Consider the following 25,009-nt stretch of genomic DNA (forward strand, 5'->3'; position numbering starts at 1 on the left):
CTCTCCAGCGGCCCCCGGCCCGCGCGCGCGGACCGGCGCGGCAAGATAGCAGGCAGGATCGACATGGCAAGCGGGGCTCCCGCCCGTGTCGCCTGCCGCCTTGCAGTTAGGTTAGAGCTTTCGCGAATCCACTTTGAGGCGAGGCGGTGCGGCCGCCGCCAGGGCCTGGAAAAGGGCGTCGATGCTGTCTACGACCTGGAAGAGATGCCGGTGCTGCGGGCGCACGAAGCCGGCCTCGGCCTGATGCGCGACCATTTCCAGCAGCGGGTCCCAGTAGCCGTCGAGGTTGACCAGCAGGACCGGCGCGTCGTGCAGGCCGAGCTGCTTCCAGGTGACGATCTCGAAGGTCTCGTCCAATGTCCCGAGGCCGCCCGGCAGGGCGCAGAAGGCGTCGGACAGCTCGAACATCCGCATCTTGCGCACGTGCATGGAGTCGACGATCTCGAGCCGGGTCAGGCCGTCGTGACCGACCTCCTGATCCTGCAGGTGGCCGGGGATGATGCCGATCACCTCGCCGCCGGCCTCCAGCGCGCCGTCGGCGACCGCGCCCATCATGCCGACCCGGCCGCCGCCGAAGACGATCCCGATGCCGCGTTCGGCGGCCGCCCGGCCGACCCGCCGCGCCGCCTCAAGGTAGCCCGGGTCGGCACCGTTCGAGGAACCGCAGTAGACGCAGAGGGCGGAAATCCCGGTCACAACAGTGTGTCCTTTCATTGGACTTGGAAGAGCATCGCGTTAACCTGATTCGAGCCGGCACGACAAGGGCCGGCTGCTTGCCCCGAGGTACGGCCGGGAATAAGCGGCCCGGGACACGGGTTTATCCGGGTGTTACCCCTCCCGCAGGGTAGCGCGATTTCCAATCAGGGGAGAGAAAATGAACAAGCTTGCAGCAGTCCTGTGTATCGCGGCCGCCCTGGGGCTCAGCACCCAGGCGCTGGCGGTCGACGAGCCCGAGAACGTCATCAAGTACCGCCAGGCCGTGATGAAGGCGATCGGCGGCCACATGGCTTCAATTGCGAGTGTGGTCAAGGGCCAGGTCTCCTACACGGATCACGTGGCGGGTCATGCCAACAGCATCAATGCCATGTCGAAGAACGTGACCGCGGTCTTTCCCAAGGGGACCGACAACGGCAGCCACAAGACCGCGGCGCTACCCAAGATCTGGGAAGACTGGGCCGGCTTCGAGAAGGCGGCGCAGGCGCTGGATGCCGCATCGGCCAACCTGGCCAGCGTCGCCGCAAGCGGCGACAAGCAGAAGCTCGCCGCCGCCTTCGGCGACCTGGGCAAGGCTTGCGGCGGCTGCCACAAGCCCTATCGGGTCAAGAAGTAGATTGGACCGGCCTTGCGTGATCCCAGGAAGGGCAGGAGCCGCAGCGTCCGGCGGGGGCGGGGCCGCCTCGCCTGCTTCGCGGTTCTCGGCGTTCTCGGCCTTGCGGCGCTTGCGAGGAGCGCAGCCGCCCAGGGCAATTCCGGGCCGGGCGATGCGGCAAGAGGCGAATACCTCTTCCGTGCGGCCGGCTGCTATGCCTGCCACACCCGTCCGGTGTCGGGGGCGCGGCCGCTGGCTGGCGGCCGCGCCTTCACGACCCCCTACGGCACCTTCTATTCGCCCAACATAACTCCGGACCCCGAGCACGGGATCGGCCGCTGGGCGCTGACCGACTTCGCCCGGGCGCTGCGCCTCGGCGAGGCCCCGGACGGCAGCCACTACTTCCCGGCTTTCCCTTTTCCCTCCTACACCGGGATGCAGAACCAGGACCTTGCGGACCTCTGGGCCTATCTTCAGGGCGTCGATCCCGCTCCCGAGCCCAACATTGCACACGAGCTCGATTTCCCCTTTGGATTCCGTTTCCTGGCCGGCGTGTGGAAATGGCTGTTCTTCGAGCCCGGCGCCTTCCAGCCCGTCCCCGAAAAGGACGCCCAGTGGAACCGCGGCGCCTATCTGGTCCGGCATCTCGGCCATTGCGGCGAATGCCACACCCCACGCAACGCCCTCGGCGCCCTCGACGGCGACCGCCAGCTCGCCGGCACCCTCAAGGGACCCGACGGCAAGAAGGTGCCGAACATCACGCCGCATCCCGGCGACGGGATCGGCGAATGGTCGGAGTCGGATCTGACCTTTTTCCTGCAGCTCGGCGTCATGCCGGACGGCGACGTCGCCGGCGGTTCGATGGAGGACGTGATCCGCGAGGGCACCGGGCACCTGACCGAAAACGACCGCAAGGCGATCGCAGCTTACCTGAAATCGCTGCCGGAACAGCCAGGGCCTTGAAGGGGCTGAGCATTGCGCCGGCCCCCCCGGCGTACTAGGTTGCTGGATCTGGCGGCGACGCCTGGAAGCCTTTGGAGAACCGCGACCGGTGAAACGAAGTCTCGTTATCGCTGCGGTTTTTGCCTTTCTCGCCCTGTTAGCCTTCGGCCTTTGGCAAATTCACGACCGGCAGGCCGGCGACGCCCCTGTCGCGTCGCAGCCTTCTTCTTCCGGCGCGGAAACCGCGACCGCGCCCACGCCGGGCGCCGGCGGCGAGGCGGGAACCTCGGGCGGCGACCCGGCGCCGGAGCAGGGCGAGCCGGCGACCGGAGTCGGGCCGCAGACCGCGGCGCTTCCGCCCGCGGATTCCGACCCACCGGCCGCCGGCCCCGGCCTGGTCCCGCCGAGCTTCGACGTGGTGCGGGTCGAGCCGAACGGCGACGCGGTCATGGCCGGACGGGCGCCGCCGGCCAGCGCGATCACCATCACCGACAACGGCGAGGTCTACGGCCGCGCGGAGAGCAACCGCCGCGGCGAATGGACCTTCGTGTCGGAGTTCCCGCTGGCGCCGGGCAATCACGAGATCAGCCTCTGGGCCGAGACCCCCGACGGCATCCGCATCGAGTCGGAAGAGGTCGTCGTCATCGCCGTGCCCGAGCCGCAGATTGCAGAGGCTGGCGGCCCGGCCCAGACCCCGGTCACCGTCCTGATCCCCAAGAGCGGCGAGGGTCCCAGCACGGTGCTGCAGGCGCCGCGCGGCGAGGGCATCGCGGTCAACGACCTGGTCCTGGAGGCGATCGACTACGACGTCGCCGGCCGGCTCATCGTCAGCGGCCGGGCGACTCCCGGCGGCCAGGTCATCGCCTACCTGGACAACCGGCCCCTGGGCGGCGCGGTGGTGAGTGAGGAAGGTCGCTGGAGCGTCACCAGCCCGGAGGCCCTGGCACCGGGCCTGCACGAGCTGCGCATCGACCAGATCGATTCCGGCGGCAAGGTGATTGCCCGGGTTCAGACCCCGCTGTCGCGCTCCCAGCTGCTGACCCAGCTGCCCGGCGACCAGTTCTTCATCGTCCAGCCCGGCAACAGCCTGTGGCGGATCGCCCGCGGCGCCTACGGAACGGGCCAGCGCTACACCATGATCTTCGAGGCCAACAAGGACCAGATCCGCAATCCGGACCTGATCTATCCAGGGCAGATCTTCGTGCTGCCCTCGAGCGAGTAGACGCGTCGGGCCGGGACGCCGCCGGGCTTCGGGACCTACTGGATCCGGTCGCGGAGGGAACGCTGCGGCAGAACCTCGGTCAGGAAGCGCAAGTAGGGCAGGGCCTCTAGCAGCATGGCCGCGATTGCCGCGAGCACCTGGCTGATGGTCGAGGGGCTCGGGCGCGGGCAGGCCGCCTCGAGCCGGAGGTGCTGCCGATCGTCGATGAGGATGCGGCCGTGCGGCAGGACGCCGGCGGCCCGGACCAGCTGCTGGGCGTAATGCCGGCCGAGGGGCGATTCCGCCGTGTAGGGCAGTTCGCCGAGATCGGCGGCAAGGCTGATCCGATCGCTCCCGGCCCCGGAGATCTCGATGTCGAAGGGAACGCCGAGGTAGTGGAACCGGACATGCAGCGGCTTGCCCGGATCGCGCCGCGTCACCCGGCCGGCGTCGTCGAGCTCGACGGCGCCGAACTCCAAGGGCAGGTTCCGCTTGGCCAGGGCTTCGATGGTCGGGATGCCGGACTCGAAGAGCCGCTTGGCCGTTTCGTTCCGACCTTGTTCCATGCCGAGGGGCTTTCGATATCGGTGGAAATCTGTTTGTCTGTCCTTTAACTATCAGTCCAGATTTAAGGAGCGGTAAAACCGCTGCCGTCGCCCAAGGTTTGGAATTGCTTAACCTTGTGGTCCTAGGCCTGGGCCCCGGCGCCTTGCCTTGGGCGCCTTGCCCGGCAACCTGGCCGGGACGGCGGCCGCTTCGAACAGCGCGGAACCGAACTTGCTGAAATACGTCATCTCTCCGATACACCCTGCGGGCTGGCCCTTTGTCGGCATCGCCCTTGCGATCGCCGTCGTCCTGGGCCTGTTCTCGGGGCTGCTGTTCTGGCTCGGCCTCGCTCTGGTCCTGTTCTGCCTCTATTTCTTCCGCGACCCGACAAGGGTCACGCCGCAGCGCCAGGGCTTGGTGGTCAGTCCCGCCGACGGCGTGGTGACGGCGATCGAGCGTGCGCCGCCGCCGCCCGAGCTGGGTCTGGAAGCCCATCCGCTGACTCGGATCAGCGTCTTTCTCAGCGTGCTGGACGTCCACGTGAACCGGGTGCCAGCCGACGGTACGGTGCTGACCTCGGCCTATCACCCCGGCCGCTTCTTCAATGCCGCGCTGGACAAGGCCTCTGAGCAGAACGAGCGGCAGTCGGTCAGCCTGAAGACCCCAGACGGCCGGATCATCGCCTTCGTGCAGATCGCCGGCCTGATCGCCCGGCGCATCATCTGCGACCTGAAGGAGGGCCAGGAGGTCCGCGCCGGCGAGCGCTTCGGCCTGATCCGCTTCGGCAGCCGGACCGACGTCTACCTGCCGGACGGTACCGCGCCCCTGGTCGCGGTCGGCCAGCGCATGATCGGCGGCGAGACCGTCCTGGCCGACCTGGCGACCCAGGAAGGGCCGCGGCCGGGCGAGGTCCGCTAGATGAGCGGTGCGCGGCGGCGCCGCCTGCGGGTCCTGCCGATCTATCGGCTGATCCCCAACGCCATCACGTTGCTCGCCCTCTGTTCCGGGATCAGTGGCATGCGCTTCGCCCTCGAGGGGCGTTGGCAGATGGCGGTCGGGGCGATCATCCTCGCCGCCGTGCTGGACGGCCTCGACGGCCGGATCGCCCGCTTGGTCGGCAGCACGACCAAGATGGGCGCGGAGCTCGACTCGCTGTCGGACGTGGTCAGCTTCGGGGTGGCGCCGGCCATGATCGTCTACCTCTGGGCGCTGCAGGATCTGCGCGGTTTCGGCTGGGCGGTCGCCCTGGTCTTCGCAATCTGCTGCGCCCTACGCCTGGCCCGATTCAACGCCGGGCTCGACGAGGAAGACCCGCCGCCCTGGTCGCACCAGTATTTCACCGGCGTGCCAGCGCCGGCCGGCGGCCTGCTGCTGCTCCTGCCGCTGGTGGTGACCTTTGAATTCGAGTCCGCCTTCTTCGCCTCGGCCTGGGTCAACGCCCTGATGGCGATGCTGGTCGGCGGCCTGATGGTCAGCCGTCTGCCGACTTTCTCGCTCAAGGGCGTCAAGGTGCCGATGCGCCACGCCTGGCTGACCCTGCTGGGCTTCGGCGCCTTCGCCGCCTTCCTGCTGTCCAACCTCTGGCTGACCCTGCTTTGCACCGGGGTGATCTACCTCGGCTCGATCTTCTTCGCCTACCACAGCTTCCGCCGCGTGCAGGCGCGCTCGCTCGGCGCGGACTCCTCCGCGGTTGCGGAAGACGCCCACGACTGAGCACTCTTTGGTATCGAGTTATTCGGCGGCTTTCGGCAGCTGCGGCACCGCGGTGTCGGGCGCGTCCGCCTTCGCCGCGGCGCGCCGGCGCCGCCTGTCGCGCCAATCCCGTAGGTTCTCGCGCAGCATCAGCGCGGAGGGCGTGACGAAGAGGGTGAGCAGGGTGGCGAAGCCGAGGCCGAAGACGATCGCGGTCGAGAGCTGGCGCCACCACTGGGTCGAGGGCGCGCCGACCTGGACGGCGCGGTCGATGAAGTCGATGTTCATGCCCAGGACCATGGGCATCAGGCCCAGGATCGTCGTCACCGTGGTCAGCAGGACGGGGCGCAGGCGCTGCGCGCCGGTCTGCAGGATCGCCTCGGGCCCGCTGGGCGCGCTCTCCTTGAGACGGTCGAAGGTATCGATCAGCACGATGTTGTTGTTGACCACGATGCCGGCGAGCGCGATCACCCCGATGCCCGACATGACGATGCCGAAGGGCTGACCGGTCACCAGCAGACCGAGCATGACTCCGATGGTCGACATCACGACCGCCGAGAGGATCAGGAAGGCGCTGTAGAAGCTGTTGAACTGGGTGACCAGGATGATCGCCATCAGGAACAGCGCGATGATGAAGGCCTTCATCAGGAAGGCCTGCGCTTCCTTCTGTTCCTGGTCTTCGCCCTTGAAGCGCACCTTGACCCGCGGGTCGATCTCGGTCGTCGCGAGCCAGGTCTTCAGCTCGTTGACCTTGTCGTCGGCCAGGATCTTGTCGCCGGTCGCCGCGTCGAAGCCGGTGTCGGCGCGCAAGGTCATGGACCGGCTGCCGTCGACCCGGCGCAGCAATCCGACCCGCGGCTTGGCGCTGCGGGTCACGAAGTTTGAGATCGGGACCAGCCCGGTCTTGGTCTGGACCCGGATCTGGTCCAGATAGTCGACCGTGCGGTAGACCTCGGGCAGGCGGACCACGATGTCGATCTCGTCGTCGCTCTCGTCCGGCCGGTACTCGCCCAGCTTCATGCCGTTGGTGACCATCCGCACGTAGGAGCCGAGCAGGCTGACGTCGGCGCCGTACTTGGCGGCCTCGGCGCGGTCGACCTCGATCTGCCACTCGATGCCGGGCATCGGCAGGCCGTCTTCCAGGTCGACCAGCCCCTCCATGCTGCGCAGCTTGTCGTAGACCTTGACCGTCACGGGCGCGATCAGCTCGGGAATGTCGGAGGCGATCTCGATCTGGATCGGCTTGCCGACCGGCGGTCCGGCCTCCTGCTTCCGGGTCTCGATGAAGATCCCGGCCAGATCCGACGCGCGCTGCCTGACGTCGGCCATGATGATGTCGGCCGGCCGCCGCAGGTCCCAGTCGACGAACTCGACCCGAATCGTGCCGATGATGTCCTCCGGGTCGTCGCGCTCGCGGCCCGAGGAGGCGACGCTGCGGGCGTAGATGGCGTGGAACTCGCCGCGCTCGCGCTGCAGGTCCAGGACCCGTTCCTCGACCTGCCGCAGCAGGGCGTCGCGCTCCTGGACCGACAGGTTGCCGCGGGCGTGGACCTGCAAGGCCGCGTTGTCCGGCTCGACGTCAGGGAAGAACTCGATGCCCTTGCCGAGCTTCACGTAGGCGAACTGGGCGCCGATCAGCAGGACCACGGCGGCCAGGAGCACCGTTCCCGGCCGCTTGAGCAGGACGTTCAGGACCCGCAGGTAGGTCCCGGTCATGCCGTGAACTCGGTCCAGGTTGATCGCCTGCCCGGCAGAGATCGCCTTCGCGGTCTCCGGATCGGCGCTGCCGCCGGACTTGCCGAAGATCGCGCCCAGGGTCGGCACGAAGATCAGCGCCATCAGCAGCGAGGCGGTCAGGGTGGCGACCAGGGTGATCGGCAGGAACTTCATGAACTCGCCGACGATGCCCGGCCAGAAGATCAGCGGCAGGAAGGCGGCGAGGGTGGTCGCGGTGGCGGCGATGATCGGCCAGGCCATGCGCTTGGCCGCGAGGCCGTAGGCGCTCCGCTTGTCCAGGCCCTCGCACATCTTGCGGTCGGCGTACTCGGTGACCACGATGGCGCCGTCGACCAGCATGCCGACGGCCAGGATCAGGCTGAACAGCACCACGATGTTGATCGTGAAGCCCAGGGTCGCGAGCACCAGGATTCCGGTCAGGAAGGACCCCGGGATGGCGACGCCGACCAGCCCGGCCGAGCGCAGGCCCAGCGCCGCGACGACCACGATCATGACCAGCAGGATCGCGCTGGCCACGTTGTTCTGCAGGTCGGTCAGCATGGTCCGGATGTGGGTCGACTTGTCCTGGCTGTAGGTGACAACCAGGTTCTCCGGCCAGCCGGCCTGCTGTTCCGCGACCGCGGCGCGCACGCTCTCGATGGTCTCGATGATGTTGGCGCCGGTGCGCTTGCGGACCTCGAGCGCCAGCGCCGGCTTGCCGTTGATCCGGGCGAAGCCTTCGGGATCCTTGAAGGTCGGCTTCAGGACGCCGATGTCGCCGAAGGTCACCGCGACGTCGTCGTCGACCTTGATCGGCATGTTCAGGATGTCGTCGACGGTCTCGAAGAGGCCGGGGACCTTGATCGAGAAGCGGCCCTGGCCGGTGTCGACGGCGCCGGCCGCGACCAGCCGGTTGGAGCGGGAGACGGAGCTGATGATGTCCTCGGCGTCCAGGTTGTAGCTTTCCAGGACCAGGGGATCGACGATTAGCTCGACCTGCTCCTCGCGGTCGCCGCCGATGGTGACGTCCAGCACGTTAGGGATGCGCTGCAACTCGTCCTTCAGGTCGCGGGCGATGCGCAGCAGGACCCGCTCCTGCAGCTCGCCCGACAGGGTGACGACCATGACCGGGAAGAGGCTTAGGTTGACCTCGTTGACCGTCGGCTCGTCGGTCTCGTCCGGCAGCTCGGGCTTGCCCAGGTCGACCTTCTCGCGGACGTCGTCCAGCGCCTTGTCGGCGTCGAAGCCGGCCTCGAACTCGAGCACCACGCTTGCGCCACCTTCGAAGGCGGTGGCGCGGCGTTCCTTGACCCCTTCGATGCCCTCGAGCTGCTCCTCCATCGGCTTGATCAGCAGGCGCTCGGCATCCTCGGGCGAGATGCCCTCGTGGGACATCGAGACGTAGATGATCGGAATGTTGATGTCCGGGTCGGCTTCCTTGGGCACCGTCACATAGGCGTAGGTGCCGGCAATCAGCACCAGGACCAGGGTTGCCAGGACGGTCCGCGAATGGCCGAGGGCCGCGTCGATCAGCGCCTTCATTCGAGCGCGCCCTGCTGCACGGGTTCCAGGGTCGCCTCGTCGATGGCCTCGACGACCTGGCCGGGCGTCACGTAGTCCTGGCCAACCGTGATCAGGGTGACGCGCTCGGGCAGCCCGGCCAGCCAGACACCATCGGCGTCCTCGCCGATGATCCTCACTGGGTGGAACTCGACCCGGCTGTTATCGCCCAGGGCCTTGACGCCGACCGTGCCGCTGTCTGTCAGGCTCAGGATCGCCGGCGAGACCCGGTGGGCCGAGGTCAGCGCCGTCGGCAGAATCAGCTCGGCGATCAGCCCGTCCGGGATCAGGGAACCGGGGTTGTCGGCTTCCAGCTCGATGCGGAAGGTGCGGGTCTCGGGATCGGCCACTGCGCTGATGAAGCGGACACGTCCCTCCAGCTCGGGCCCGCCGACCAGACGAATCCTGCCGGCGCTGCCGAGCTGAAGCCGGGCGATGTCGCGCTGCGAGGCGTAGCCGACGGCCAGGATCGGATCGAGGTCGACGATCCGCGCCACGACCGCGCCGACGTCGGCAAAGTCGCCGACCTCCATCTGGCGGTCGTCGATGACGCCGTCGAAGGGCGCCTTGATGACCAGGTTGGCCAGGGCGACCTCGGCTTCTTCGACCTCGGCTTCGGCGGCCTCGACCTCGGCCTTGGCGGCGGCTAGGTTGGTCTCGGCGCGGAAGCCCTTTTTCGCCAGCTTCTCGGCCGCCTCGAATTCGATCCGGCGCTGGGTCAGAAGCGCTTTCGCCTTCTGCAGGCGGGCCGGGCGGTACTCCGGCGCCAAGCGGACGATGACGTCGCCGGCCTTGACCCGGCTGCCCTTATCGACGGCCACCTCGATCACCCGCCCACGAGCCTCGGATTTGATGTCGACCGCCCGCTCGGCCTGGGTGTCGCCGCGCAACAAGGTGCGGGTAGGCCGGGCCACGGCGTCCTGGGTGCGCACGCGGACCTTCGCCGTGCCGTTGGCGAGGGAGAGATCCGCCGGCGGCTTCTTTGCGACCTGCTCCTCGCCGCCGTTCAACTGGCCCGAGGCGACCCAGGCGATCGCCGCGATCGCAAGGAGAAGCGAGATGACGTAGGACCGCTTCATGAAGGCATCGGGCTCCGGCTGTTGCTCTCAGGTGCTACGTTGCGGAGGGGCTTTCCGTTCATTGCCGCCCGGCTATTCCGCCACCAGGCGCTGACCGCCTTCGGCCTCGTCCAGGAAGCGGTCGCGGTTGGCCAGCAGGTAATCGCGGGCGCTCTTGTAGAGGGCGAGGCCGAAGCCATGGACGAAACCGGGGCCGGGCTCGATCTGGCAGGCGCCCGCGACGCGGCTCTCCATGGCGGCGATCCGCTCCTCGTAGAAGGCGATCCGGTCGTCGATCAGGCGGCGCAGGTGCCCGCTCGGCATCTGATCGGCCAGAAACAGCACGAAGAGGAAGTCCGATCTGAAGCGGTCCGGCCCGGGCGGCTTGCCGAGCGCCTCGATCAGCGCGGTCCGGCCTGAGGGGGTGATGGAGTAGACCTTCTTGTCCGGCCGCTTGTCCTGAGGCATGGCGCGGCCAGTGACCAGGGCGTCCTGAGCCAGGCTGTTCAGCGCCGGGTAGATCGAGCCGAAGCCGGTGTCCTGGAAGTGGCTGAAGGGCGGGTCCTCGAGCGCCTTCTTGATCTCGTAGCCGCTGGCGTCGCCGTGGCTGAGGACCGCAAGGCAGAGCGTCTTGGCGTCCATGGGACCTCCATTGTCGATCCCCAGTATATATCGATCCAGAATAGGTGATTCCAGTATATATCTGGTCGATATATGCAGAGCTGCCCTGCGCCTGCCGCATGGACGAAGGGATCTGTAGAATTTTATTCAAATTCAAATATTTGCGTTCCTATGCGCTTTGGCATAGGCTGCACTGGAGCATGTTGGAGGGCCCATGAATCCCGTCTTCCAGATCGCGGTGTCCGGGCTGGCCGCGCAGTCAACTCGGGTCTCCGTCGCCGCGTCGAACATCGCCAACGCCCGCAGCATCGGGGTGAATCCCGATCCCGGCGCGGACAACAGCGCCGCCTTCACGCCGCAGCGGGTCCAGCAGATCTCGACCCTCGACGGCGGCGTGCGGACGGAGACGCTGGCGGTCTCGCCGCCCTCCCTGCCGGTCTTCGACCCGAGCAACCCCGATGCCGACGCGCAGGGGGTGGCCTTCCTGCCGAACGTCTCCCTGGCGGCCGAGTTCGTCGAGGTCCTGCAGGCCTCCGCGGCCTTCGAGGCGAATCTGGAGGTCATCCAGACCCAGGACGAGCTGCTTGGCACCCTGGTCGACATCGCCTCCTGACGTCCTTTTTCGTTTGCTGCCGGTGAGTTAGCGGGAAGCTCCACCGGCCGCACGCTGCGGGCAGCTCTGCCATATTTCGCGCCCCCGCTCTCGAAATCACCGCGGGCCCGTCACATTCCCGCCGTTTCCGATCCCCGTCGGACCACATTCCGCGACGATCTTAGGGTCAGTCACATCGAATGTGGAGGACGGGACATGAAACGCCCAATTCTTTTCACCCTCGCTGCTTCCGCGCTGCTTCTGGGCGCCTGCTCCGAGGTCCGCGACGTTCGTTTCGTCGGCAGCGTGACCGATCCTTACTGCGCCCCCGACGGCTCCGTCGTCTTCGGCATCTTCCCGACGTCCCAGGGCAGCTACCAGCCGATCAAGTCGACCCCGGAAAACTGCACCTGGCACGCCAAGAAGCAGGACGCGCCGAAGCCGGTCGAGGTCGCGGCCAACTAGATGCTGGCCCCGGCCGACAAGACCAGGCTCTGCGCCGCTGAGCCCCCCGAGACCGACCCTCCGGGCCAGGAGCCGCCGCTGAAGCCGGCGGGCTCCGGCCCGGGCGGCTCGAGGCCGAGCGACGCCACGCTCAGCCCCTATCTCCGCCGCCGATTGCGCAGCCTGGCCGAGGCCCTGCGCGACGCGGGGCAGCCGGCGCCCGATCCCGCGTCCCGGCCCGAGACGAAAGGCCAAGCGCCGCCTGCGGCTCCCGGCAGGGACGGCTCCGGACGAGGCCGTTGAGGGCGCGGGACGGCGGCCGTCGCCCGGGTTCCCCGGCGCCGCGACGGCGCTCGTTAATGCGACAGTAACCGAAGCAGGCCAACATGACGGACCCTGCCGCGGAGCGACGTGGTCGCGGCCGGAGCTGAAATCCGAGCCTTTCCTCGAGGCCGCGGAGCTGCGCCATCCCGACGCCGGCCTTGCCGTCTCCGGTGGTGGAACGGCTGTGATTCGAGCGCCGGGATGTGACGATGACCGACCTCTTGCAAGAGTTCTTCCAGGAAATCGACCGCAACCTCTCCCAGGTTTCCGCGGAGATGGACCGCTGGGAGCGAGCGCCCGGCGACCCCGAGGCGCTGAACGCGGTGTTCCGCATCGTCCACAACGTGAAGGCCACCTGTCACGTCCTCGGCTTCGGGCGGATCGAGGCCCTGGCCCACGCCTCCGAGGACCTGCTCTACGCCATCCGCGAGGGCACCGTGTCGGCCAGCCCGGAGGCGGCCTCGTCGGTCCGCGAGGCGATCGCCCGGATCGAGACCTTGGTCGATGGCGTGCGCGCCGAGAGGGCCGAGCCCGCTGGCGAGGACAACGACCTCCTCCTGGCGATTTCCTGCCTGGCGGCACCGGGCTCCGGGGAGGACCCCGCGGTCATCGGGGACCTGGGCGCCTTGATGGCCGAAGAGGCCGAGGCGGCGGCCGAGAGCCCCCAGGACGGCCACGTCCTGCCGGGGCTGGACGAGATCACCGAGGCCGGCCTTTTCCCGGAAACCGAGACCTTATTCGCCCACCTGCCCGACATCGATCAAGGCCCGACCGAGGTCTCCGGCACGCCGGCGATGAGCGCGGAGGAAGAGACCCTCCGGGACATCGCGCCGCTGGAGGCCGCGCCGGGCCTCCCCGCAGAGCCGCCGAGCGACGAGGTCGCGGCCTTCGAGATCGCGGTCGCCGATCTCCCGGACCTCCCCGGCTACCCGGAGCTTCACGCGCCGACCGCGGATCAGGAACTCGACGCCATCGCCGCCAAGATCCTGAGACCGGCCACCGAGGCCGCGGCGCCGGCGCCTGCGGTCCCCCTGGACCAAGCGACCGACGGAGCCCCGGCGCCGGCCGCGGCTTCGAGCCCGGCGCCGCCCGTGGAACCTGCCCCGAGCGAGGATCCGGCCCCCGATGCCCCGAGCCGGGATCCGGCCCCTGATCAGGTTCCGGCGGCGGCCGCCGACCCGAGCCCGGCGCCGGTCCTTGCGGCCGTCGAGGCGCTTGCGCCGGCCGAGGGGCCGAGCCAGGTTTCGATCGGCGCTCTTCATCCCAATCCCGAGCAGCCGCGCCAGCGCATGGACGAGGAGGCGCTGCGTTCGCTCAGCGACTCCATCGCGGCTCACGGGATCCTGCAGCCGATCCTGGTCCGGCCCCACGGCGAGCTGGCCGGCCAGTACCAGATCGTCGCCGGCGAGCGGCGCTGGCGGGCCGCCGCCCTGGCCGGCCTTGGGGAGGTCCCGGTCTCCCTGCACGAGCTGGGTGACGAGGTGGCGCTTGAGCTGAGCCTGGTCGAGAACCTGCAGCGCGAGGACCTGAGCCCGATCGAGGAGGCCGAGGGCTACCAGCAGCTGATCGAGCGCTTCGCCCTGACCCAGGAGGCGGTCGCGGAGCGGGTCGGCAAGAGCCGCAGCCACGTCGCCAACGCCCTGCGGCTCCTCGGCCTGCCGCCGGCGGTCAAGGAGATGCTCCAGCGGGGCGCCCTGACCGCGGGCCATGCCCGCGCACTGCTCGCCTTCGCCGAGCCTGAGCCGGTGGCCCGCGAGGTGGTGGAGAAGGGCCTCAGCGTCCGGGCCACCGAAGAGCTGGCCCGGCAGCCGGTCGCGCCCGCCGCGCCCAGCGCTGAGACCGCCTCGGCACGGGACCCGGCCGTGCGGCACGAGCTCAAGGTCCTGGAGCGCGAGCTGGCCGAGCAGCTCGGCGCCAGGGTCAAGATCCGCATCAGCGGCGAGGCCGGCGAGATCCGCCTGCGCTTCGAGACCCTGGCCGACTTCGAGTCCCTGATCGGCCGCCTGCGCCAGGTCCCGCAGAGCTCCGCCGCCTGATCCCCGCCTGCCCACGCCTCTGACGCGGCCGGATTCCGCGCGGAGCCTTGCTCGCGCCGCCGCTCTTGCGGCAGATTGCGGGGCCGAAAGCGGGAGGTGGACCATGGATTTCAAGAAGCTGTCGATGCTACTGGTCGCGCTGGCGCTGCTGCTGCCGCAGGCCGCGCCGGCCGAGACGCGGGTGACCTACAAGTCGGCCAAGTCGACCTCGTCCTACTACCAGATGGCGGTGCAGATCGCCGAGGCCATGAAGGCCGGCTCGGGCGGCGCGATCATCGTCACCGTCGAGGAGAGCCAGGGCTCGGTCCAGAACGTCAAGGAGGCCGCCAACCGCAGCGGCAACTAAGTCTTCACGACGCCGCCGGGCCTGGTCAAGCTGGCCCAGGCCGGCAAGAGGATGTTCGAGCCGAAGAACCCGGCCTACGACGAGATCCGCGGGCTCTTCGTGATCCCCTCGCTGACCATGCACTACGTGGTCCGGGCGGACTCCGGCGTGACGGACTTCGCGGACCTGGCCGGCAAGGACTTCCTGATCGGCAAGGGCAGCTTCGGGGCCCGCGAGGCGGCCAAGAACCTCGAGGCCTTCGGCCTCAAGGGCAAGGTCAGCCTGGCCGACGTCGAGCTGAACGCGGCGGTGCCGGCCCTCAAGAACGGCCAGATCCAGGGCTTCGCCACGGCCGGCTCCTATCCGGCGCCCAACGTCATCGAGGCGGCTGCCGGCACCGGGATCCGCCTGCTGTCGATGACCGACGACCAGGTGGCGGCGACCAAGCGGACCCGCCTGGTCATCCCCGCCGGCACCTACGCCGGGGTCGACTACGAGGTGGTGACCACCTCGCTGCCGGTCGGCGCCTACACGACGACCGCGATGGACGAGGAGACCGCCTACCAGCTGACCAAAACCTTCTGGTCCGGCAAGGCCGAGCTGGCCAAGGCCAACCCCTGGTGGGGCGGGGTCGCACCTGAGATGCTCTCGACCCTGGCCGGCGAGCTGCATCCGGGCGCGCTGCGCTACTACCGCGAGGCCGGTTTCGACCTGAAGTAGGGCCGGGCGATCGCGGGCGTGGCGGCGATTCCCGAAGGCGGCGGGCTCCGGGCCGGAATCCCGGGCGGGCTCGCCCTGGCGACGGTCGGCTTCCACCTCTATCTGGTGTTCTCCGGCCTGGTGCCGAACTTGGTCACCCGGCCGCTGCACATGGCCCTGGTGCTGCCTTGGGTCTTCGTCATCGGCAGCCGGGCCGAAGGCTGGCGCCGCTGGCTGGCCTGGGCGCTCTTCGGCCTCGGCCTCGCCGCCTGCGGCTTCATCCTGGCCGAGCGGGCCCGCCTCGGCGATCAATACGGCACCCTCGCCGGTCCGCTGCAGCACGCCGTCGCCGTCGTCCTGCTGCTGGTGGTGCTGGAGATGGCGCGGCGGGCGGTCAAGCTGGCCTTGCCGGCGGTCGCCGTCCTGGCCCTGGCCTACGGGGTCTTCGGCCAGCACCTGCCGGGCGAGTTCGGCCATCCCGGCATCCCGCTCAACGCTTTCCTCGGCACCCTGACCATCGCCGAGGGCGGGATCTGGGGCCAGCTGACCGGGGTCTCGGTCAACGTGGTCGCGGTCTTCGTCATCCTCGGCGCTTTCGTCGGGGCGGGCGAGGGCGGGGCCGGCTTCATGGCCCTGGCGACCCGCCTGGCCGGTCGCCTGCGGGCCGGGGCGGCCAAGGTCGCGGTGCTGTCCTCGGCCTTCTTCGGCTCGATCTCCGGCTCGGCCTCGGCCAACGTCGCCTCGACCGGCGCCATCACCATTCCGACCATGAAGCGCCTGGGCTATCCGCCGTCCTTCGCCGCCGCGGTCGAGGCCGTGGCCTCCAGCGGCGGCCAGATCATGCCGCCGCTGATGGGGGCGGGGGCGTTCATCATGGTCGAGCTGCTGCGCCGGCCCTACGGCGACATCATGGCGGCGGCCTTCCTCCCGGCCCTGCTGTTCTTCTTCGCCGCTTGGGCCGGAGTCGAGCTCTTCGCCCGGCGGCACGGCCTGCGCGGCCTGGCCCGGGAGGCGCTACCGGACCGGCGGACCCTGCTGCGCACCGTGCCCTTCTTCCTGGTGCCCTTCGGGCTGCTGCTCGGGATCCTCTTCCTGACCGGCTACACGCCGCAGTTCGCCGCCGCCCTGGCGACCTTCGCCGCGGCGGCGCTGCTGGTCACCGACCGCAGCGGCCGGCTCGGCCTCGGCGCTTGGGGCCGGCGCCTGCTGGCCGCCTCCACCGAGGCCGCGCGCCAGATCGCGACCATCGCCTCGATCATCCTCTGCGCCGGCATCATCATCGGCGTGCTCAACCTGACCGGGCTGGGGGTCAAGGTGACCTCGGCCATCGTCGGCCTTTCGGGCGGCGAGCTCTGGGCCGCCCTGCTGCTCACCGCCCTGGCCTGCCTGATCCTCGGCATGGAGGTGCCGACCACGGCGGCCTACGTGATCTGCGTCTCGGTTGCCGGGCCGGCGCTGCAGGAGCTCGGCCTGCCGGCGCTCCAGGCCCACCTCTTCGTGTTCTGGTACGCCCTGCTCTCGACCATCACGCCGCCGGTCTGCGGCGCGGTCTTCATCGCCGCCGGCATGGCCCAGACGCCCTGGATCCCGGTTGCCGGCCAGGCCATGCGCCTGGGCCTCGGACTCTACCTCGTGCCGCTCGCCTTCGTCGCCAACCCGGCCCTGATCGACCTCGCCGAACGACCGCTCTGGGCCCTCTTGGCCCTCGCCAAGGTCGGGATCGGGCTCTGGCTCCTGGGCGCCGCCCTGGCCGACGGGCTGGCCCGGCCTTGGCGTTCCGTCGGATTGGCTCTGATGGGTTTAACGGTGATCTTTCTCCTGGGAGTCGCCTAGGAACGGAAGGAGGTTCCAAGAAAAGGGTCAGAGTCGTTTTTGATGGCGCGATCGTCGAGGAGGCGCTGTATAGCGCCACGAAAAAGGACTCTGACCCTTTTTTTCGCCTTCTATTTCCAGCCGCAGGAGGCCGGCCAGGGGCGGCGGCTCGAAGCTCCCCGGAACCCGGAGCAGGTGGGCCGGGCAGCGGCGGCAGTCGCTGCTGCCGAAGCCGGGCAGCGGGATGCTGGTCTCCGGCTCCGTCCTCAACGCGCCCAGCAGCTCGCACTCCGAGCCGCCGGGCTGGGCGTAGACGGCGACGACCCGGCCGGCGGCGGTCAGTCGGTCGATGTGCCAACGCGGCCTCTTGGCCGACCGCAGGTGGCGCGCCAGGCGGGCGCCGAGGCCGCCGGGGCCGTAGGCGCTGCCGCAGTAGGCGTAGAGGCCCGGCGCCAGGCCACCGAGGCGGCCGGCCAGGACCGGATCGAGCGGCCGGTCGAGGGCCACGACCAGCAGATAGGCGCCGGGACGGCCCTTGAGATCGGCCGTCACAACCCTTTGGCCGTCGGGGGGTGAGGATCGCGTCAGGGCGCGCCTTTCCGCTGCGAAGTCCCTTGGAACTTGGGTGTCGGGGATTCTATGCTCGGGCGCCAAAAGATAACAAGTCAGCGGGAGCGAGGGCATGACCACGGAACTGCATCATTTCATCGGCGGCAAGAAGGTCCCGGGTACCTCCGGCCGTTTCGGCGACGTCTTCACGCCGATGACCGGCGAGGTCTCGGCCAAGGTTCCCTTGGCCTCCAAGGCCGAGGTCAGGGCCGCCGTCGAGAACGCCCTCGCGGTGCAGCCGGCCTGGGCGGCGCAGAATCCGCAGCGCCGGGCCCGGGTCCTGTTCAAGTTCCTGCAGCTGGTCCAGAACGAGTTCGAGGCGCTGGCCGAGCTCCTCGCCCGCGAGCACGGCAAGACCATCCCCGATGCCCGGGGCGACATCCAGCGCGGCCTCGAGGTCGTCGAGTTCGCCTGCGGCGTGCCGCACCTCATGAAGGGCGAGTACACCGACAACGCCGGCCCCGGCATCGACATATACTCCCTGCGCCAGCCGCTGGGGGTGGTCGCCGGCATCACGCCCTTCAACTTCCCGGCCATGATCCCGATGTGGAAGTTCGCTCCGGCGCTGGCGGTCGGCAACGCCTTCATCCTCAAGCCAAGCGAGCGCGATCCCTCGGTGCCGCTGCGCCTCGCCGAGCTGATGATCGAAGCCGGCCTGCCGGAGGGCGTCCTCAACGTCGTCAACGGCGACAAGGAGGCGGTCGACGCCATCCTCGAGGACCCGGACGTCAAGGCCATCGGCTTCGTCGGCTCGACCCCGATCGCCGAGTACATCTACACCCAGGGCTGCGCCCACGGGAAACGGGTGCAGTGCTTCGGCGGCGCCAAGAACCACATGATCGTCATGCCCGACGCCGACATGGACCAGGCGGTCGACGCCCTGATCGGCTCCGGCTACGGCTCGGCCGGCGAGCGCTGCATGGCGATCTCGGTCGCGGTGCCGGTCGGCGAGTCGACCGCGGACCAGCTGGTCGAAAAGCTGATTCCCCGGGTCGAGGCCCTGAAGGTCGGCCCCTCGACCGATCTCGAAGCCGACTACGGGCCCGTGGTCACGGCCCAGGCCCTGCAGAAGATCAAGGACTACGTGGCGATCGGCATCGAGGAAGGCGCCGAGCTGCGGGTCGACGGCCGCGACTTCAGGATGCAGGGCTACGAGAACGGCTTCTACATGGGCGGCTGCCTCTTCGACCGCGTGACGCCCGACATGCGGATCTACAAGGAGGAGATCTTCGGCCCGGTGCTCTCGGTCGTCCGCGCCAAGGACTATGAGGAGGGCCTCAACCTGGCCAACGACCACGAATACGGCAACGGCGTCGCGGTCTTCACCCGGGACGGCGACACAGCGCGCGACTTCGCCTCGCGGGTCAACGTCGGCATGGTCGGGGTCAACGTCCCGATCCCGGTGCCGCTCGCCTACTACACCTTCGGCGGCTGGAAGCGCTCCGGCTTCGGCGACCTGAACCAGCACGGGCCGGATTCGATCCGCTTCTACACCAAGACCAAGACGGTCACCTCGCGCTGGCCCTCGGGCGTCAAGGAAGGCGCCTCCTTCGTAATCCCGACGATGTCCTGATCGCTGCGGCAAAGCGACAAGGCGAAGCGACGGCCGGCCTCGTCCGAGGGCCGGCCGTTTGCTTTGCGCTCTCGCCAGAACCCGGAAACACGAAGGGCGGCGCTCCCTTCGGGACGCCGCCCCGGCAGGCCGTGGCCCGCGGTCCGCGACTAAGAGGTCAGGATCCCGATCAGGACCATAACGCTGAAGGCGGCGACCAGCAGGATGACGGGCTTATGCTTCTGAATGACTTGCATGGGTTTGGTCCCCCACCCTTGTGTCAAGCTTGTCAAGTTTGGCAACTCTGACTATGAAGACAACGCTATATTAAGCGGAAATTCACCAAACGCAAGCAATTTTTTGCAGTGCAGCAATTTTACTGAAGAACTGTCAAAATTGTAAACTTTAGGTCTCTTCGGCGGCGTATCGGTAAAGTCGTATGGGGACGGGTTTGGTCGGATTTAGCCGGGGTTTAACCCCCTGGCGCTAGCCTCGCCTCGCCCTGATCCCTTCCAACCGGCCCGCCATGTCACGACATCCCCTTTGCGCGCTGTTCTTTCTCACGCTGCTCGCGGCCGGGTCGGCCGCCGGCCGGGAGGAGCCGCGCCTGGTTGCTCCCTTCGACGCCGCTCTCCTGGAGGAGAGGCTCGCCGAGGGGCAAGAGGCGGCCCGCGCCGGCGACGATGCGGCCGCGATCGAGCACCTGACCCGGGCGGCGGAGATCGCCGACCTGCCGCAGCCGGAGCGGGCCCGGGTCCACAACGAGCGCGGCCGGGCTCTGCTGCGTCTCGGCCGCCGCGACAAGGCCCTGCTCGACTTCCACCGGGCGATCCGCCTGGACGCGACCGTCGCCGACAGCTGGTACCGCCGTGGCGCCTTGCGCGCACAGCTCGGCGAGCCCGCGCCGGCGCTGAAGGACCTGACCGAGGCCCTGCGCCTCGACCCCGGCCTCGCGCCGGCCTACCGGACGCGGAGCGGCGTCCTCATCGAGCTGCGGCGCTTCGCCGAGGCCGAGGCCGACCTCCGAGCGCTGCTCGGCCGCGACCGGCGAAACCCCGAGACCCACCTGGAGCTCGGTCGCCTGCACCTGATGATGGACGAACCCTGGACGGCCTTCCGCGACTTCACCCGGGTCCTGCAGCTCGATCCCGATCATCCGCAGGCGACGATGGGCCGGGGCCGGGCGAGCTTCTTCCTGGGCCAGTTCGCGGCCGCCGCGGCGGACTTCGGGGCAGCGCGAAAGCGGAGCCCGGAGGACCCCGCGGCCGCGCTCTGGTTCCGGGTCGCGGCGCTGCGCAGCGGGCTCGGCGACCCGTCCGAGGCCGCCCCAGAGGGCGACGTGGAGCCGGGCTGGCCCGCGCCGGTCCTGGCCTTGCTCGAGGGGCGGCTCGAAGAGCCGGCGCTGCTCGAGCTGGCGCGCGACGGCGACCCCGGCCGCGCCGCGCTGCGCGAGACCGAGGCGCAGTTCTTTCTCGCCCAAAGGGATCTGCTGGCCGGCGAGCCCGGGCCGGCCGAGGCGCGCCTTCGCGGCATCCTCGAAAGCGGGCCCGGGGATTCCGCGGCCCATCAGGGCGCGCGCGCCGAACTGACGCGCCTGGCGGCCGAGCCCGCCGGCGGCTGAGGGCCTAGAGGGACTCCAGGAACCGCAGCAAGGCCTCGCGCTGCGCCTTCGGCAGGCGGCGGAAGGCGTCGCGCGACGCGGCGCCCTCGCCGCCGTGCCAGAGGATGGCCTCGGCCGGGCTGCGGGCGCGGCCGTCGTGCAGGTAATGGGCCCGGCCGCCGAGCTCGCGGGTGCGGCCGAGGCCCCAGAGCGGCGGCGTCCGCCACTCCCGGCCGCTGGCCAGGAACTCCCTGCGGCCGTCGGCCAGGCCCTCGCCCATGTCGTGGAGCAGGAAGTCGGAGTAGGGGTGGAAGACCAGGTCCGAAAGGACTCCGGCCTCGGCGTGGCGGCCGCTGGTCATCTGGACCGTGTGGCAGGCGGCGCAGCCGATGTCCTCGAAGAGCTCGGCGCCCTCGACCACCCGCGGATCCGAGGTGCCGCGCCGGCCGGCCGGGCTCAGTAGCTGCATGTAGAACACCAGGGCGTCGAGATCGGTCTCGGAGATCTCCGGTCGGTCGCCCTGGGGCTGGGCCCGGCAGAGCGGCTCGGCCGCGGGGCAGTTGGGCTGCGGAAAGACCGGCGAGGTCACGCCCATATCGCTGGACAGCGCCCCCGCGGTCTGCTGGCGCAGCGAGGCCGCCCCCGCCTTCCAGCCGAAGCGGCCGATCTTCCGCCGGCCGTCCTCGGGATCGATGACGTAGTTCGCACGCCCCGAGATGCCGTCGCCGTCGGCGTCCTCCGGATCGGCTCGGGCCAGCAAGTCGTCCTCCGACAGCGCCTCGACCAGACCGAGGCCGATGACCGGCGGCGGCAGCCGAGGCGAGGTCTCGAGCGCGGTCGGGAAGGGCCCGTAGGCCGGCTCGGCGACGGTGAAGCGGGGCCGGCGCAGGCTGTAGCTCTCGCCGTCCGCGAAACGGCCGGGGATCTCCTCGTAGCTGACGTCGATGCGTCCCTTGGGCCGGAGGCCGGCAACCGCCCGGTAGTTCAGCTGGCCGCCGTAGCGCGGATCCGGCTCCGGCGGCGCAGCCGGCGCCGCCCCGGGCTGGCTGATCTTGAGGATCAGGGTGCCCAGATCGCCCGCAGCGGGATCGGGAGGCCGACCCCGGCCGTTCTTCACGTGGCAGCGTGCGCAGCCCAAGGCGTCGTAATGCGGCCCGATGCCGTCGCGCGCGCCACTGTCGAAGCGGCCCGCCGGCGCCCAGTTGGCGTTGAAGATCCGGTTGCCGCGCAGGAACTCGGCCTCGGCCTGGCCGGCGGGAAAGCCGACCGGCAGCTTGAAGGGGCCGTCCAGGACCGCGCAGTAGGCGACCGGATTGGACGAAAGGCAGCGCTCCTGGAAGAACTTCGTGCCGTCGTAGGCGTCGTCGGAGCCGTAGGCCAGTTCCGGCGCGTCGGGATCGCGATAGACGCTGGGATCGCCGAAGTCGACCTTCGGCGCTGCGGCCGGCGCATTCAGAAGATCGCCTGGCGGGCCGCAGCCGGCCGGGGCCAGCAGGCCGGCGAGGCAGAGCGCTGCGGCAGCCCGTCGCGGGCGGCGCCTCAAGCCTTCGATCGGAAACCTTGGGTCCGGCATGCCTCTCCCATCGCACCGCCCGCCGCCGTCCGACCGGCTGGCGGCCTCCTTCCAGCTCGGACCTGCGACGACCTCTCGTCCCGAGGCCGGCCTCGAACCGCCGCGCCTGCGATCCCGGGAGTTTACCGCTTTCGCCCTCCATTTGAAGCAGCCGGCGCCCGGGATCACAGAGTTGATGCAGGGATTTCGATGCTTGGCACCGCTGCGGCGACGAGATTTCCACAGTCCCGGGCGTATGGTTAACGGATTCTTATGACTTTCAGGTTTGATCTAAGGTTAAGGATCAACTCTAGATCGAAAGGCATGGTCATGAAGCAATCTATGCTTCTGATCCTAATCGTTGTGGCGGCAACTGTCTTTTCAGCCCTGACCGGTTCGACAAGCATCCCAACGATCCAGAGCAACGGGAAGGTCAGCGACGGCGGCGATCCGGTGCAAGACCGGAAGTCCTGCCGGCACTACCGCAAGCGGGCCGGCTACGACTGCGGCTGACCCGGAGGGCCGGGCGATGGCCGGCGGCGCTTCCTCAGGCCGCCCCTTCGTCGGTCCGGCCTGTTCCGGCATTTGATCCCGACCTGCCGGCGGCCGAAGCGCCGGCGGCAGCCCTTGCCCCGGGGCGAGGAGTCCGGTCCACTCGACCGGTCCGGCCCTCATCCAGTCGCCGAACCGCGCGACCTCTTCGAAGCGCAACCTCTTCGAAGATTGACACGGCGTCTGCGAAGGCGCCGCGCTCCTTGCGGTTCCGGGTTTCATGTCGACCCGCCAAGCTGCGTGGGATTCCAACAATTTGGCGCAGGGGGCTTGTATTTCGAAGCGGATGGCGCCATGAGTCACTGAGTGGTTGCACGTTTTCTTAGAGTGCCTTGCTTGCGCCGCCGGGCGCCACCGAGCAGCTCCTTTGATTTTGTGCACTCCAATCCGGCACGGAGGTTCGCTCCTTGGCGTCTTTTCGTGCGATGTCGTTGAGAAAGGAGTAGCTGTGGCTACCGGTACTGTGAAGTGGTTCAACCTGACCAAGGGTTACGGGTTTATTCAGCCGAGCGACGGCGGCGCGGATGCCTTCGTTCATATCTCCGCCGTCGAGCGTGCGGGCCTGCGTAGCCTGAGCGAAGGCCAGAAGGTCGAATACGAGCTGACGCCAGGACGGAACGGCAAGTCCTCGGCCGAGAACCTCGTCCTGATCGACTGAACGATCACCCGGGTTCGCCCTCCGGCCGCGGCGCGCTTGCAGCGCGCGGCCGGGGGCGGGTCCGGCACCAAGCCGGGCAGCACTCCGATCGCCCGGCTTTCGCATCCCGCCGGCCCCGGGTGCCGGCGGACGGCGAGCCTGTGCAAACGAACTTCGAGGAGAAGTCATGGCCCGCAAGCCGAACTACGACTTTGAACGCAGGGAGCGTGAAAGGCTCAAGGCCGAGAAGAAAGCTGCCAAGGCGAAGGCCAAGGCCGAGAAAGCCGAAAAGGCCAAGGCCGAGACCGCGGACTCCCTGCCAGAGCACAGCTAACGCCCCTTGGGCTGCACTGCGGTTTCTTCGCCGCCGTTCCACTCGGATCCGGCGCGGCCCGAGGTCCGACGCTAGGTTTGCGGCAACCGCAACGACGCAACCGGCTCCGAGAGTAGCGCCGGGGGCCGTGATCGTGCCCAGACCCCGGTGGATGGCCATTTCCTTGGACCAAGGGATGAGTTCCGATTTGGGCCGAGGCCGTCCGTGCCGGACCCCGCTGCGCGGAAGCCTTGCCCGGAGGGGCCGGCCTCTCGGAGCCTGACCCACTGTCCTCGATTGGGGAGCGTAGGCGCCGATGCCCGCGACGGACAGCCCCTTCCGGGGCATCTATCCCATGCTCTACGCCTACTTCGGCCGCGACGGCGGGCTCGACCGCGCAGCGCTGCGGCGCCAGGTCGCGCACTGCGTCGAGGCCGGTGTCCAGGGGCTCGCCGTGCTGGGGCTGGCGACCGAGGTCGACAAGCTGTCCCTCGAGGAGCGCCGCCGGCTGCTGGATTGGACGGCCGAGGACCTCGACGGCCGCCTGCCGCTCGCGGTGACGGTCTTCGGCGAGAGCGTCGAGGCCCAGGCCGACTTCCTGCGCGCAGTCGAGGCGGCCGGGGCCGACTGGGCGATCCTTCAGCCGCCGCGCCGGGCGGGGATGTCGGAAGCCGAGTGCCTGGCGTTCTTCTCCGCGGTCATGGCGACCAGCGCGCTGCCCGTGGCGATCCAGAACGCCCCGGAGTATCTCGGGATCGGCCTCGGGGTCGAGAGCATCGAGACCCTGCGGCGGCGGCACGACAACTTCGTCCTGCTTAAGGGCGAGGGGCCGGCGCTGACCATCCGGGAGGTGATCGAGGCCAGCGGCGAAGGGCTGGCGGTCTTCAACGGGCGCAACGGGCTCGAACTGCCGGACAACCTCAGGGCCGGCTGCGCCGGCGTCATCCCGGGGCCGGAGACCTGCGCGATCCAGGCGCGCATCTACGAGCTGATGGCCGGCGGGACGCCCGGCGGCGAGGCCGAGGCGGAGCGGCTCTACCGCGAGATCCTGCCGCTGCTCACCTTCGTCATGCAGTCGCTTCAGACCCTGCACTGCTACGGCAAGCGGATCCTGGCCTGGCAGCTGGACCTGGGCGAGGTCCACGACCGGGCCCCGGCCCTGGCGCCGACGGCCTTCGGCCTGGACTGCGTCCGGCGTCACGCCGAGGCCCTGGCGCGGATCTCGATCGAGACCCCGTAAGCCTCCTCCGACGGAAGAGAGGCGGCGGACCCTCGGGGCCAGCCGCCTCTCGGACTGCGGTTACCGCGCGAAGCCGG

The 25,009-nt window shown here is 69.3% G+C and carries 24 protein-coding genes; 17 read left to right on the top strand and 7 right to left on the bottom strand.

Annotation, left to right across the window (positions count from 1 at the left end):
* Positions 1 to 111 precede the first annotated feature (111 nt).
* Positions 112 to 696, bottom strand: coding sequence for a TIGR00730 family Rossman fold protein (locus QNJ30_11925; GenBank protein MDJ0944170.1), 585 nt, complete (start codon positions 694 to 696; stop codon positions 112 to 114).
* A 178-nt stretch (positions 697 to 874) separates the two neighbouring features.
* Between QNJ30_11925 and QNJ30_11930 the strand changes: the two genes are divergently transcribed.
* From QNJ30_11930 to QNJ30_11940, 3 genes are all read left to right on the top strand, one after another.
* Complete coding sequence (locus QNJ30_11930) at positions 875 to 1,330, top strand: cytochrome c (GenBank protein ID MDJ0944171.1); 456 nt, start codon at positions 875 to 877, stop codon at positions 1,328 to 1,330.
* A gap of 12 nt (positions 1,331 to 1,342) precedes the next feature.
* Complete coding sequence (locus tag QNJ30_11935) at positions 1,343 to 2,272, top strand: cytochrome c (protein MDJ0944172.1); 930 nt, start codon at positions 1,343 to 1,345, stop codon at positions 2,270 to 2,272.
* An 88-nt stretch (positions 2,273 to 2,360) separates the two neighbouring features.
* Positions 2,361 to 3,473: a LysM peptidoglycan-binding domain-containing protein gene (locus QNJ30_11940; GenBank protein ID MDJ0944173.1), complete on the top strand. Its 1,113-nt coding sequence runs from the start codon at positions 2,361 to 2,363 to the stop codon at positions 3,471 to 3,473.
* Between the two features lie 35 nt (positions 3,474 to 3,508).
* Here QNJ30_11940 and QNJ30_11945 read toward each other — a convergent pair whose 3' ends face one another.
* Entirely contained in the window at positions 3,509 to 4,018 is a 510-nt protein-coding gene (locus QNJ30_11945) for a hypothetical protein (protein ID MDJ0944174.1), read from the bottom strand.
* A gap of 211 nt (positions 4,019 to 4,229) precedes the next feature.
* On the opposite strand from QNJ30_11945, the gene QNJ30_11950 reads away from it, so the two are divergent.
* Together QNJ30_11950 and pssA are read left to right on the top strand one after the other, a co-directional pair.
* Positions 4,230 to 4,916 (top strand): phosphatidylserine decarboxylase, encoded by a 687-nt coding sequence (locus QNJ30_11950; protein ID MDJ0944175.1) that lies wholly within the window; start codon positions 4,230 to 4,232, stop codon positions 4,914 to 4,916.
* Positions 4,917 to 5,711 (top strand): CDP-diacylglycerol--serine O-phosphatidyltransferase, encoded by a 795-nt coding sequence (pssA, locus tag QNJ30_11955; GenBank protein ID MDJ0944176.1) that lies wholly within the window; start codon positions 4,917 to 4,919, stop codon positions 5,709 to 5,711.
* A gap of 18 nt (positions 5,712 to 5,729) precedes the next feature.
* On the opposite strand, the gene QNJ30_11960 is transcribed toward pssA, so the two are convergent.
* The 3 genes from QNJ30_11960 to QNJ30_11970 all read right to left on the bottom strand — a co-directional run bounded on the left by QNJ30_11960 (position 5,730) and on the right by QNJ30_11970 (position 10,666).
* Positions 5,730 to 8,948, bottom strand: a complete 3,219-nt coding sequence (locus QNJ30_11960; protein MDJ0944177.1) for an efflux RND transporter permease subunit — start codon at positions 8,946 to 8,948, stop codon at positions 5,730 to 5,732.
* Positions 8,945 to 10,045: an efflux RND transporter periplasmic adaptor subunit gene (locus QNJ30_11965; GenBank protein ID MDJ0944178.1), complete on the bottom strand. Its 1,101-nt coding sequence runs from the start codon at positions 10,043 to 10,045 to the stop codon at positions 8,945 to 8,947. The genes QNJ30_11960 and QNJ30_11965 overlap by 4 nt, the downstream gene beginning before the upstream one ends.
* 72 nt (positions 10,046 to 10,117) lie before the next feature.
* The gene (locus QNJ30_11970; protein ID MDJ0944179.1) at positions 10,118 to 10,666 is read right to left on the bottom strand and encodes a PadR family transcriptional regulator; all 549 of its coding nucleotides are present in this window, start codon (positions 10,664 to 10,666) and stop codon (positions 10,118 to 10,120) included.
* A gap of 193 nt (positions 10,667 to 10,859) precedes the next feature.
* On the opposite strand from QNJ30_11970, the gene QNJ30_11975 reads away from it, so the two are divergent.
* The 6 genes from QNJ30_11975 to QNJ30_12000 all read left to right on the top strand — a co-directional run bounded on the left by QNJ30_11975 (position 10,860) and on the right by QNJ30_12000 (position 16,898).
* Positions 10,860 to 11,258 carry a flagellar basal body rod C-terminal domain-containing protein gene (locus QNJ30_11975; protein MDJ0944180.1) on the top strand — a complete coding sequence of 133 codons (399 nt, stop codon included), beginning with the start codon at positions 10,860 to 10,862 and terminating at the stop codon, positions 11,256 to 11,258.
* 195 nt (positions 11,259 to 11,453) lie between these two features.
* Positions 11,454 to 11,702, top strand: coding sequence for a hypothetical protein (locus tag QNJ30_11980; protein ID MDJ0944181.1), 249 nt, complete (start codon positions 11,454 to 11,456; stop codon positions 11,700 to 11,702).
* Between the two features lie 512 nt (positions 11,703 to 12,214).
* Positions 12,215 to 14,041 (top strand): ParB/RepB/Spo0J family partition protein, encoded by a 1,827-nt coding sequence (locus QNJ30_11985; GenBank protein MDJ0944182.1) that lies wholly within the window; start codon positions 12,215 to 12,217, stop codon positions 14,039 to 14,041.
* A 103-nt stretch (positions 14,042 to 14,144) separates the two neighbouring features.
* Complete coding sequence (locus QNJ30_11990) at positions 14,145 to 14,387, top strand: hypothetical protein (protein ID MDJ0944183.1); 243 nt, start codon at positions 14,145 to 14,147, stop codon at positions 14,385 to 14,387.
* A 30-nt stretch (positions 14,388 to 14,417) separates the two neighbouring features.
* Entirely contained in the window at positions 14,418 to 15,086 is a 669-nt protein-coding gene (locus tag QNJ30_11995; GenBank protein MDJ0944184.1) for a TAXI family TRAP transporter solute-binding subunit, read from the top strand.
* An 18-nt stretch (positions 15,087 to 15,104) separates the two neighbouring features.
* On the top strand, positions 15,105 to 16,898 hold the full coding sequence (locus QNJ30_12000) for a TRAP transporter fused permease subunit (protein MDJ0944185.1): 1,794 nt from the start codon (positions 15,105 to 15,107) through the stop codon (positions 16,896 to 16,898).
* 27 nt (positions 16,899 to 16,925) lie between these two features.
* Here the strand turns inward: QNJ30_12000 and QNJ30_12005 are convergent, their stop codons facing one another.
* Positions 16,926 to 17,429: a GIY-YIG nuclease family protein gene (locus tag QNJ30_12005; protein ID MDJ0944186.1), complete on the bottom strand. Its 504-nt coding sequence runs from the start codon at positions 17,427 to 17,429 to the stop codon at positions 16,926 to 16,928.
* Between the two features lie 130 nt (positions 17,430 to 17,559).
* On the opposite strand from QNJ30_12005, the gene QNJ30_12010 reads away from it, so the two are divergent.
* Positions 17,560 to 19,059 (top strand): CoA-acylating methylmalonate-semialdehyde dehydrogenase, encoded by a 1,500-nt coding sequence (locus tag QNJ30_12010; GenBank protein MDJ0944187.1) that lies wholly within the window; start codon positions 17,560 to 17,562, stop codon positions 19,057 to 19,059.
* A gap of 505 nt (positions 19,060 to 19,564) precedes the next feature.
* Positions 19,565 to 20,659, top strand: coding sequence for a tetratricopeptide repeat protein (locus tag QNJ30_12015; GenBank protein MDJ0944188.1), 1,095 nt, complete (start codon positions 19,565 to 19,567; stop codon positions 20,657 to 20,659).
* Positions 20,660 to 20,663: 4 nt separating this feature from the next.
* Here QNJ30_12015 and QNJ30_12020 read toward each other — a convergent pair whose 3' ends face one another.
* Positions 20,664 to 22,211: a di-heme oxidoredictase family protein gene (locus tag QNJ30_12020; GenBank protein MDJ0944189.1), complete on the bottom strand. Its 1,548-nt coding sequence runs from the start codon at positions 22,209 to 22,211 to the stop codon at positions 20,664 to 20,666.
* A gap of 321 nt (positions 22,212 to 22,532) precedes the next feature.
* Between QNJ30_12020 and QNJ30_12025 the strand changes: the two genes are divergently transcribed.
* The 4 genes from QNJ30_12025 (at position 22,533) to QNJ30_12040 (ending at position 24,932) form a co-directional block, all read left to right on the top strand.
* Positions 22,533 to 22,703 (top strand): hypothetical protein, encoded by a 171-nt coding sequence (locus tag QNJ30_12025; GenBank protein MDJ0944190.1) that lies wholly within the window; start codon positions 22,533 to 22,535, stop codon positions 22,701 to 22,703.
* Positions 22,704 to 23,190: 487 nt separating this feature from the next.
* Complete coding sequence (locus QNJ30_12030; GenBank protein MDJ0944191.1) at positions 23,191 to 23,400, top strand: cold-shock protein; 210 nt, start codon at positions 23,191 to 23,193, stop codon at positions 23,398 to 23,400.
* A gap of 166 nt (positions 23,401 to 23,566) precedes the next feature.
* Positions 23,567 to 23,713 carry a hypothetical protein gene (locus tag QNJ30_12035; protein MDJ0944192.1) on the top strand — a complete coding sequence of 49 codons (147 nt, stop codon included), beginning with the start codon at positions 23,567 to 23,569 and terminating at the stop codon, positions 23,711 to 23,713.
* A gap of 295 nt (positions 23,714 to 24,008) precedes the next feature.
* Complete coding sequence (locus QNJ30_12040; GenBank protein ID MDJ0944193.1) at positions 24,009 to 24,932, top strand: dihydrodipicolinate synthase family protein; 924 nt, start codon at positions 24,009 to 24,011, stop codon at positions 24,930 to 24,932.
* The last annotated feature ends 77 nt before the right edge of the window (positions 24,933 to 25,009 follow it).

The sequence above is a fragment of the Kiloniellales bacterium genome (genome assembly GCA_030066685.1).
Lineage (GTDB): Bacteria > Pseudomonadota > Alphaproteobacteria > Kiloniellales > JAKSBE01 > JAKSBE01.

Bases quoted from the DNA above. Each gene is read 5' to 3' on its own strand.
- QNJ30_12020 (MDJ0944189.1), bottom strand. From the start codon at position 22,211: ATGCCGGACCCAAGGTTTCCGATCGAAGGCTTGAGGCGCCGCCCGCGA.
- QNJ30_12035 (MDJ0944192.1), top strand. From the start codon at position 23,567: ATGGCCCGCAAGCCGAACTACGACTTTGAACGCAGGGAGCGTGAAAGG.
- QNJ30_11980 (MDJ0944181.1), top strand. From the start codon at position 11,454: ATGAAACGCCCAATTCTTTTCACCCTCGCTGCTTCCGCGCTGCTTCTG.
- QNJ30_11970 (MDJ0944179.1), bottom strand. From the start codon at position 10,666: ATGGACGCCAAGACGCTCTGCCTTGCGGTCCTCAGCCACGGCGACGCC.
- QNJ30_12015 (MDJ0944188.1), top strand. From the start codon at position 19,565: ATGTCACGACATCCCCTTTGCGCGCTGTTCTTTCTCACGCTGCTCGCG.
- QNJ30_11985 (MDJ0944182.1), top strand. From the start codon at position 12,215: ATGACCGACCTCTTGCAAGAGTTCTTCCAGGAAATCGACCGCAACCTC.
- QNJ30_11990 (MDJ0944183.1), top strand. From the start codon at position 14,145: ATGGATTTCAAGAAGCTGTCGATGCTACTGGTCGCGCTGGCGCTGCTG.
- QNJ30_11945 (MDJ0944174.1), bottom strand. From the start codon at position 4,018: ATGGAACAAGGTCGGAACGAAACGGCCAAGCGGCTCTTCGAGTCCGGC.
- pssA (MDJ0944176.1), top strand. From the start codon at position 4,917: ATGAGCGGTGCGCGGCGGCGCCGCCTGCGGGTCCTGCCGATCTATCGG.
- QNJ30_11965 (MDJ0944178.1), bottom strand. From the start codon at position 10,045: ATGAAGCGGTCCTACGTCATCTCGCTTCTCCTTGCGATCGCGGCGATC.
- QNJ30_11960 (MDJ0944177.1), bottom strand. From the start codon at position 8,948: ATGAAGGCGCTGATCGACGCGGCCCTCGGCCATTCGCGGACCGTCCTG.
- QNJ30_12010 (MDJ0944187.1), top strand. From the start codon at position 17,560: ATGACCACGGAACTGCATCATTTCATCGGCGGCAAGAAGGTCCCGGGT.
- QNJ30_12025 (MDJ0944190.1), top strand. From the start codon at position 22,533: ATGCTTCTGATCCTAATCGTTGTGGCGGCAACTGTCTTTTCAGCCCTG.
- QNJ30_12040 (MDJ0944193.1), top strand. From the start codon at position 24,009: ATGCCCGCGACGGACAGCCCCTTCCGGGGCATCTATCCCATGCTCTAC.
- QNJ30_11975 (MDJ0944180.1), top strand. From the start codon at position 10,860: ATGAATCCCGTCTTCCAGATCGCGGTGTCCGGGCTGGCCGCGCAGTCA.
- QNJ30_11930 (MDJ0944171.1), top strand. From the start codon at position 875: ATGAACAAGCTTGCAGCAGTCCTGTGTATCGCGGCCGCCCTGGGGCTC.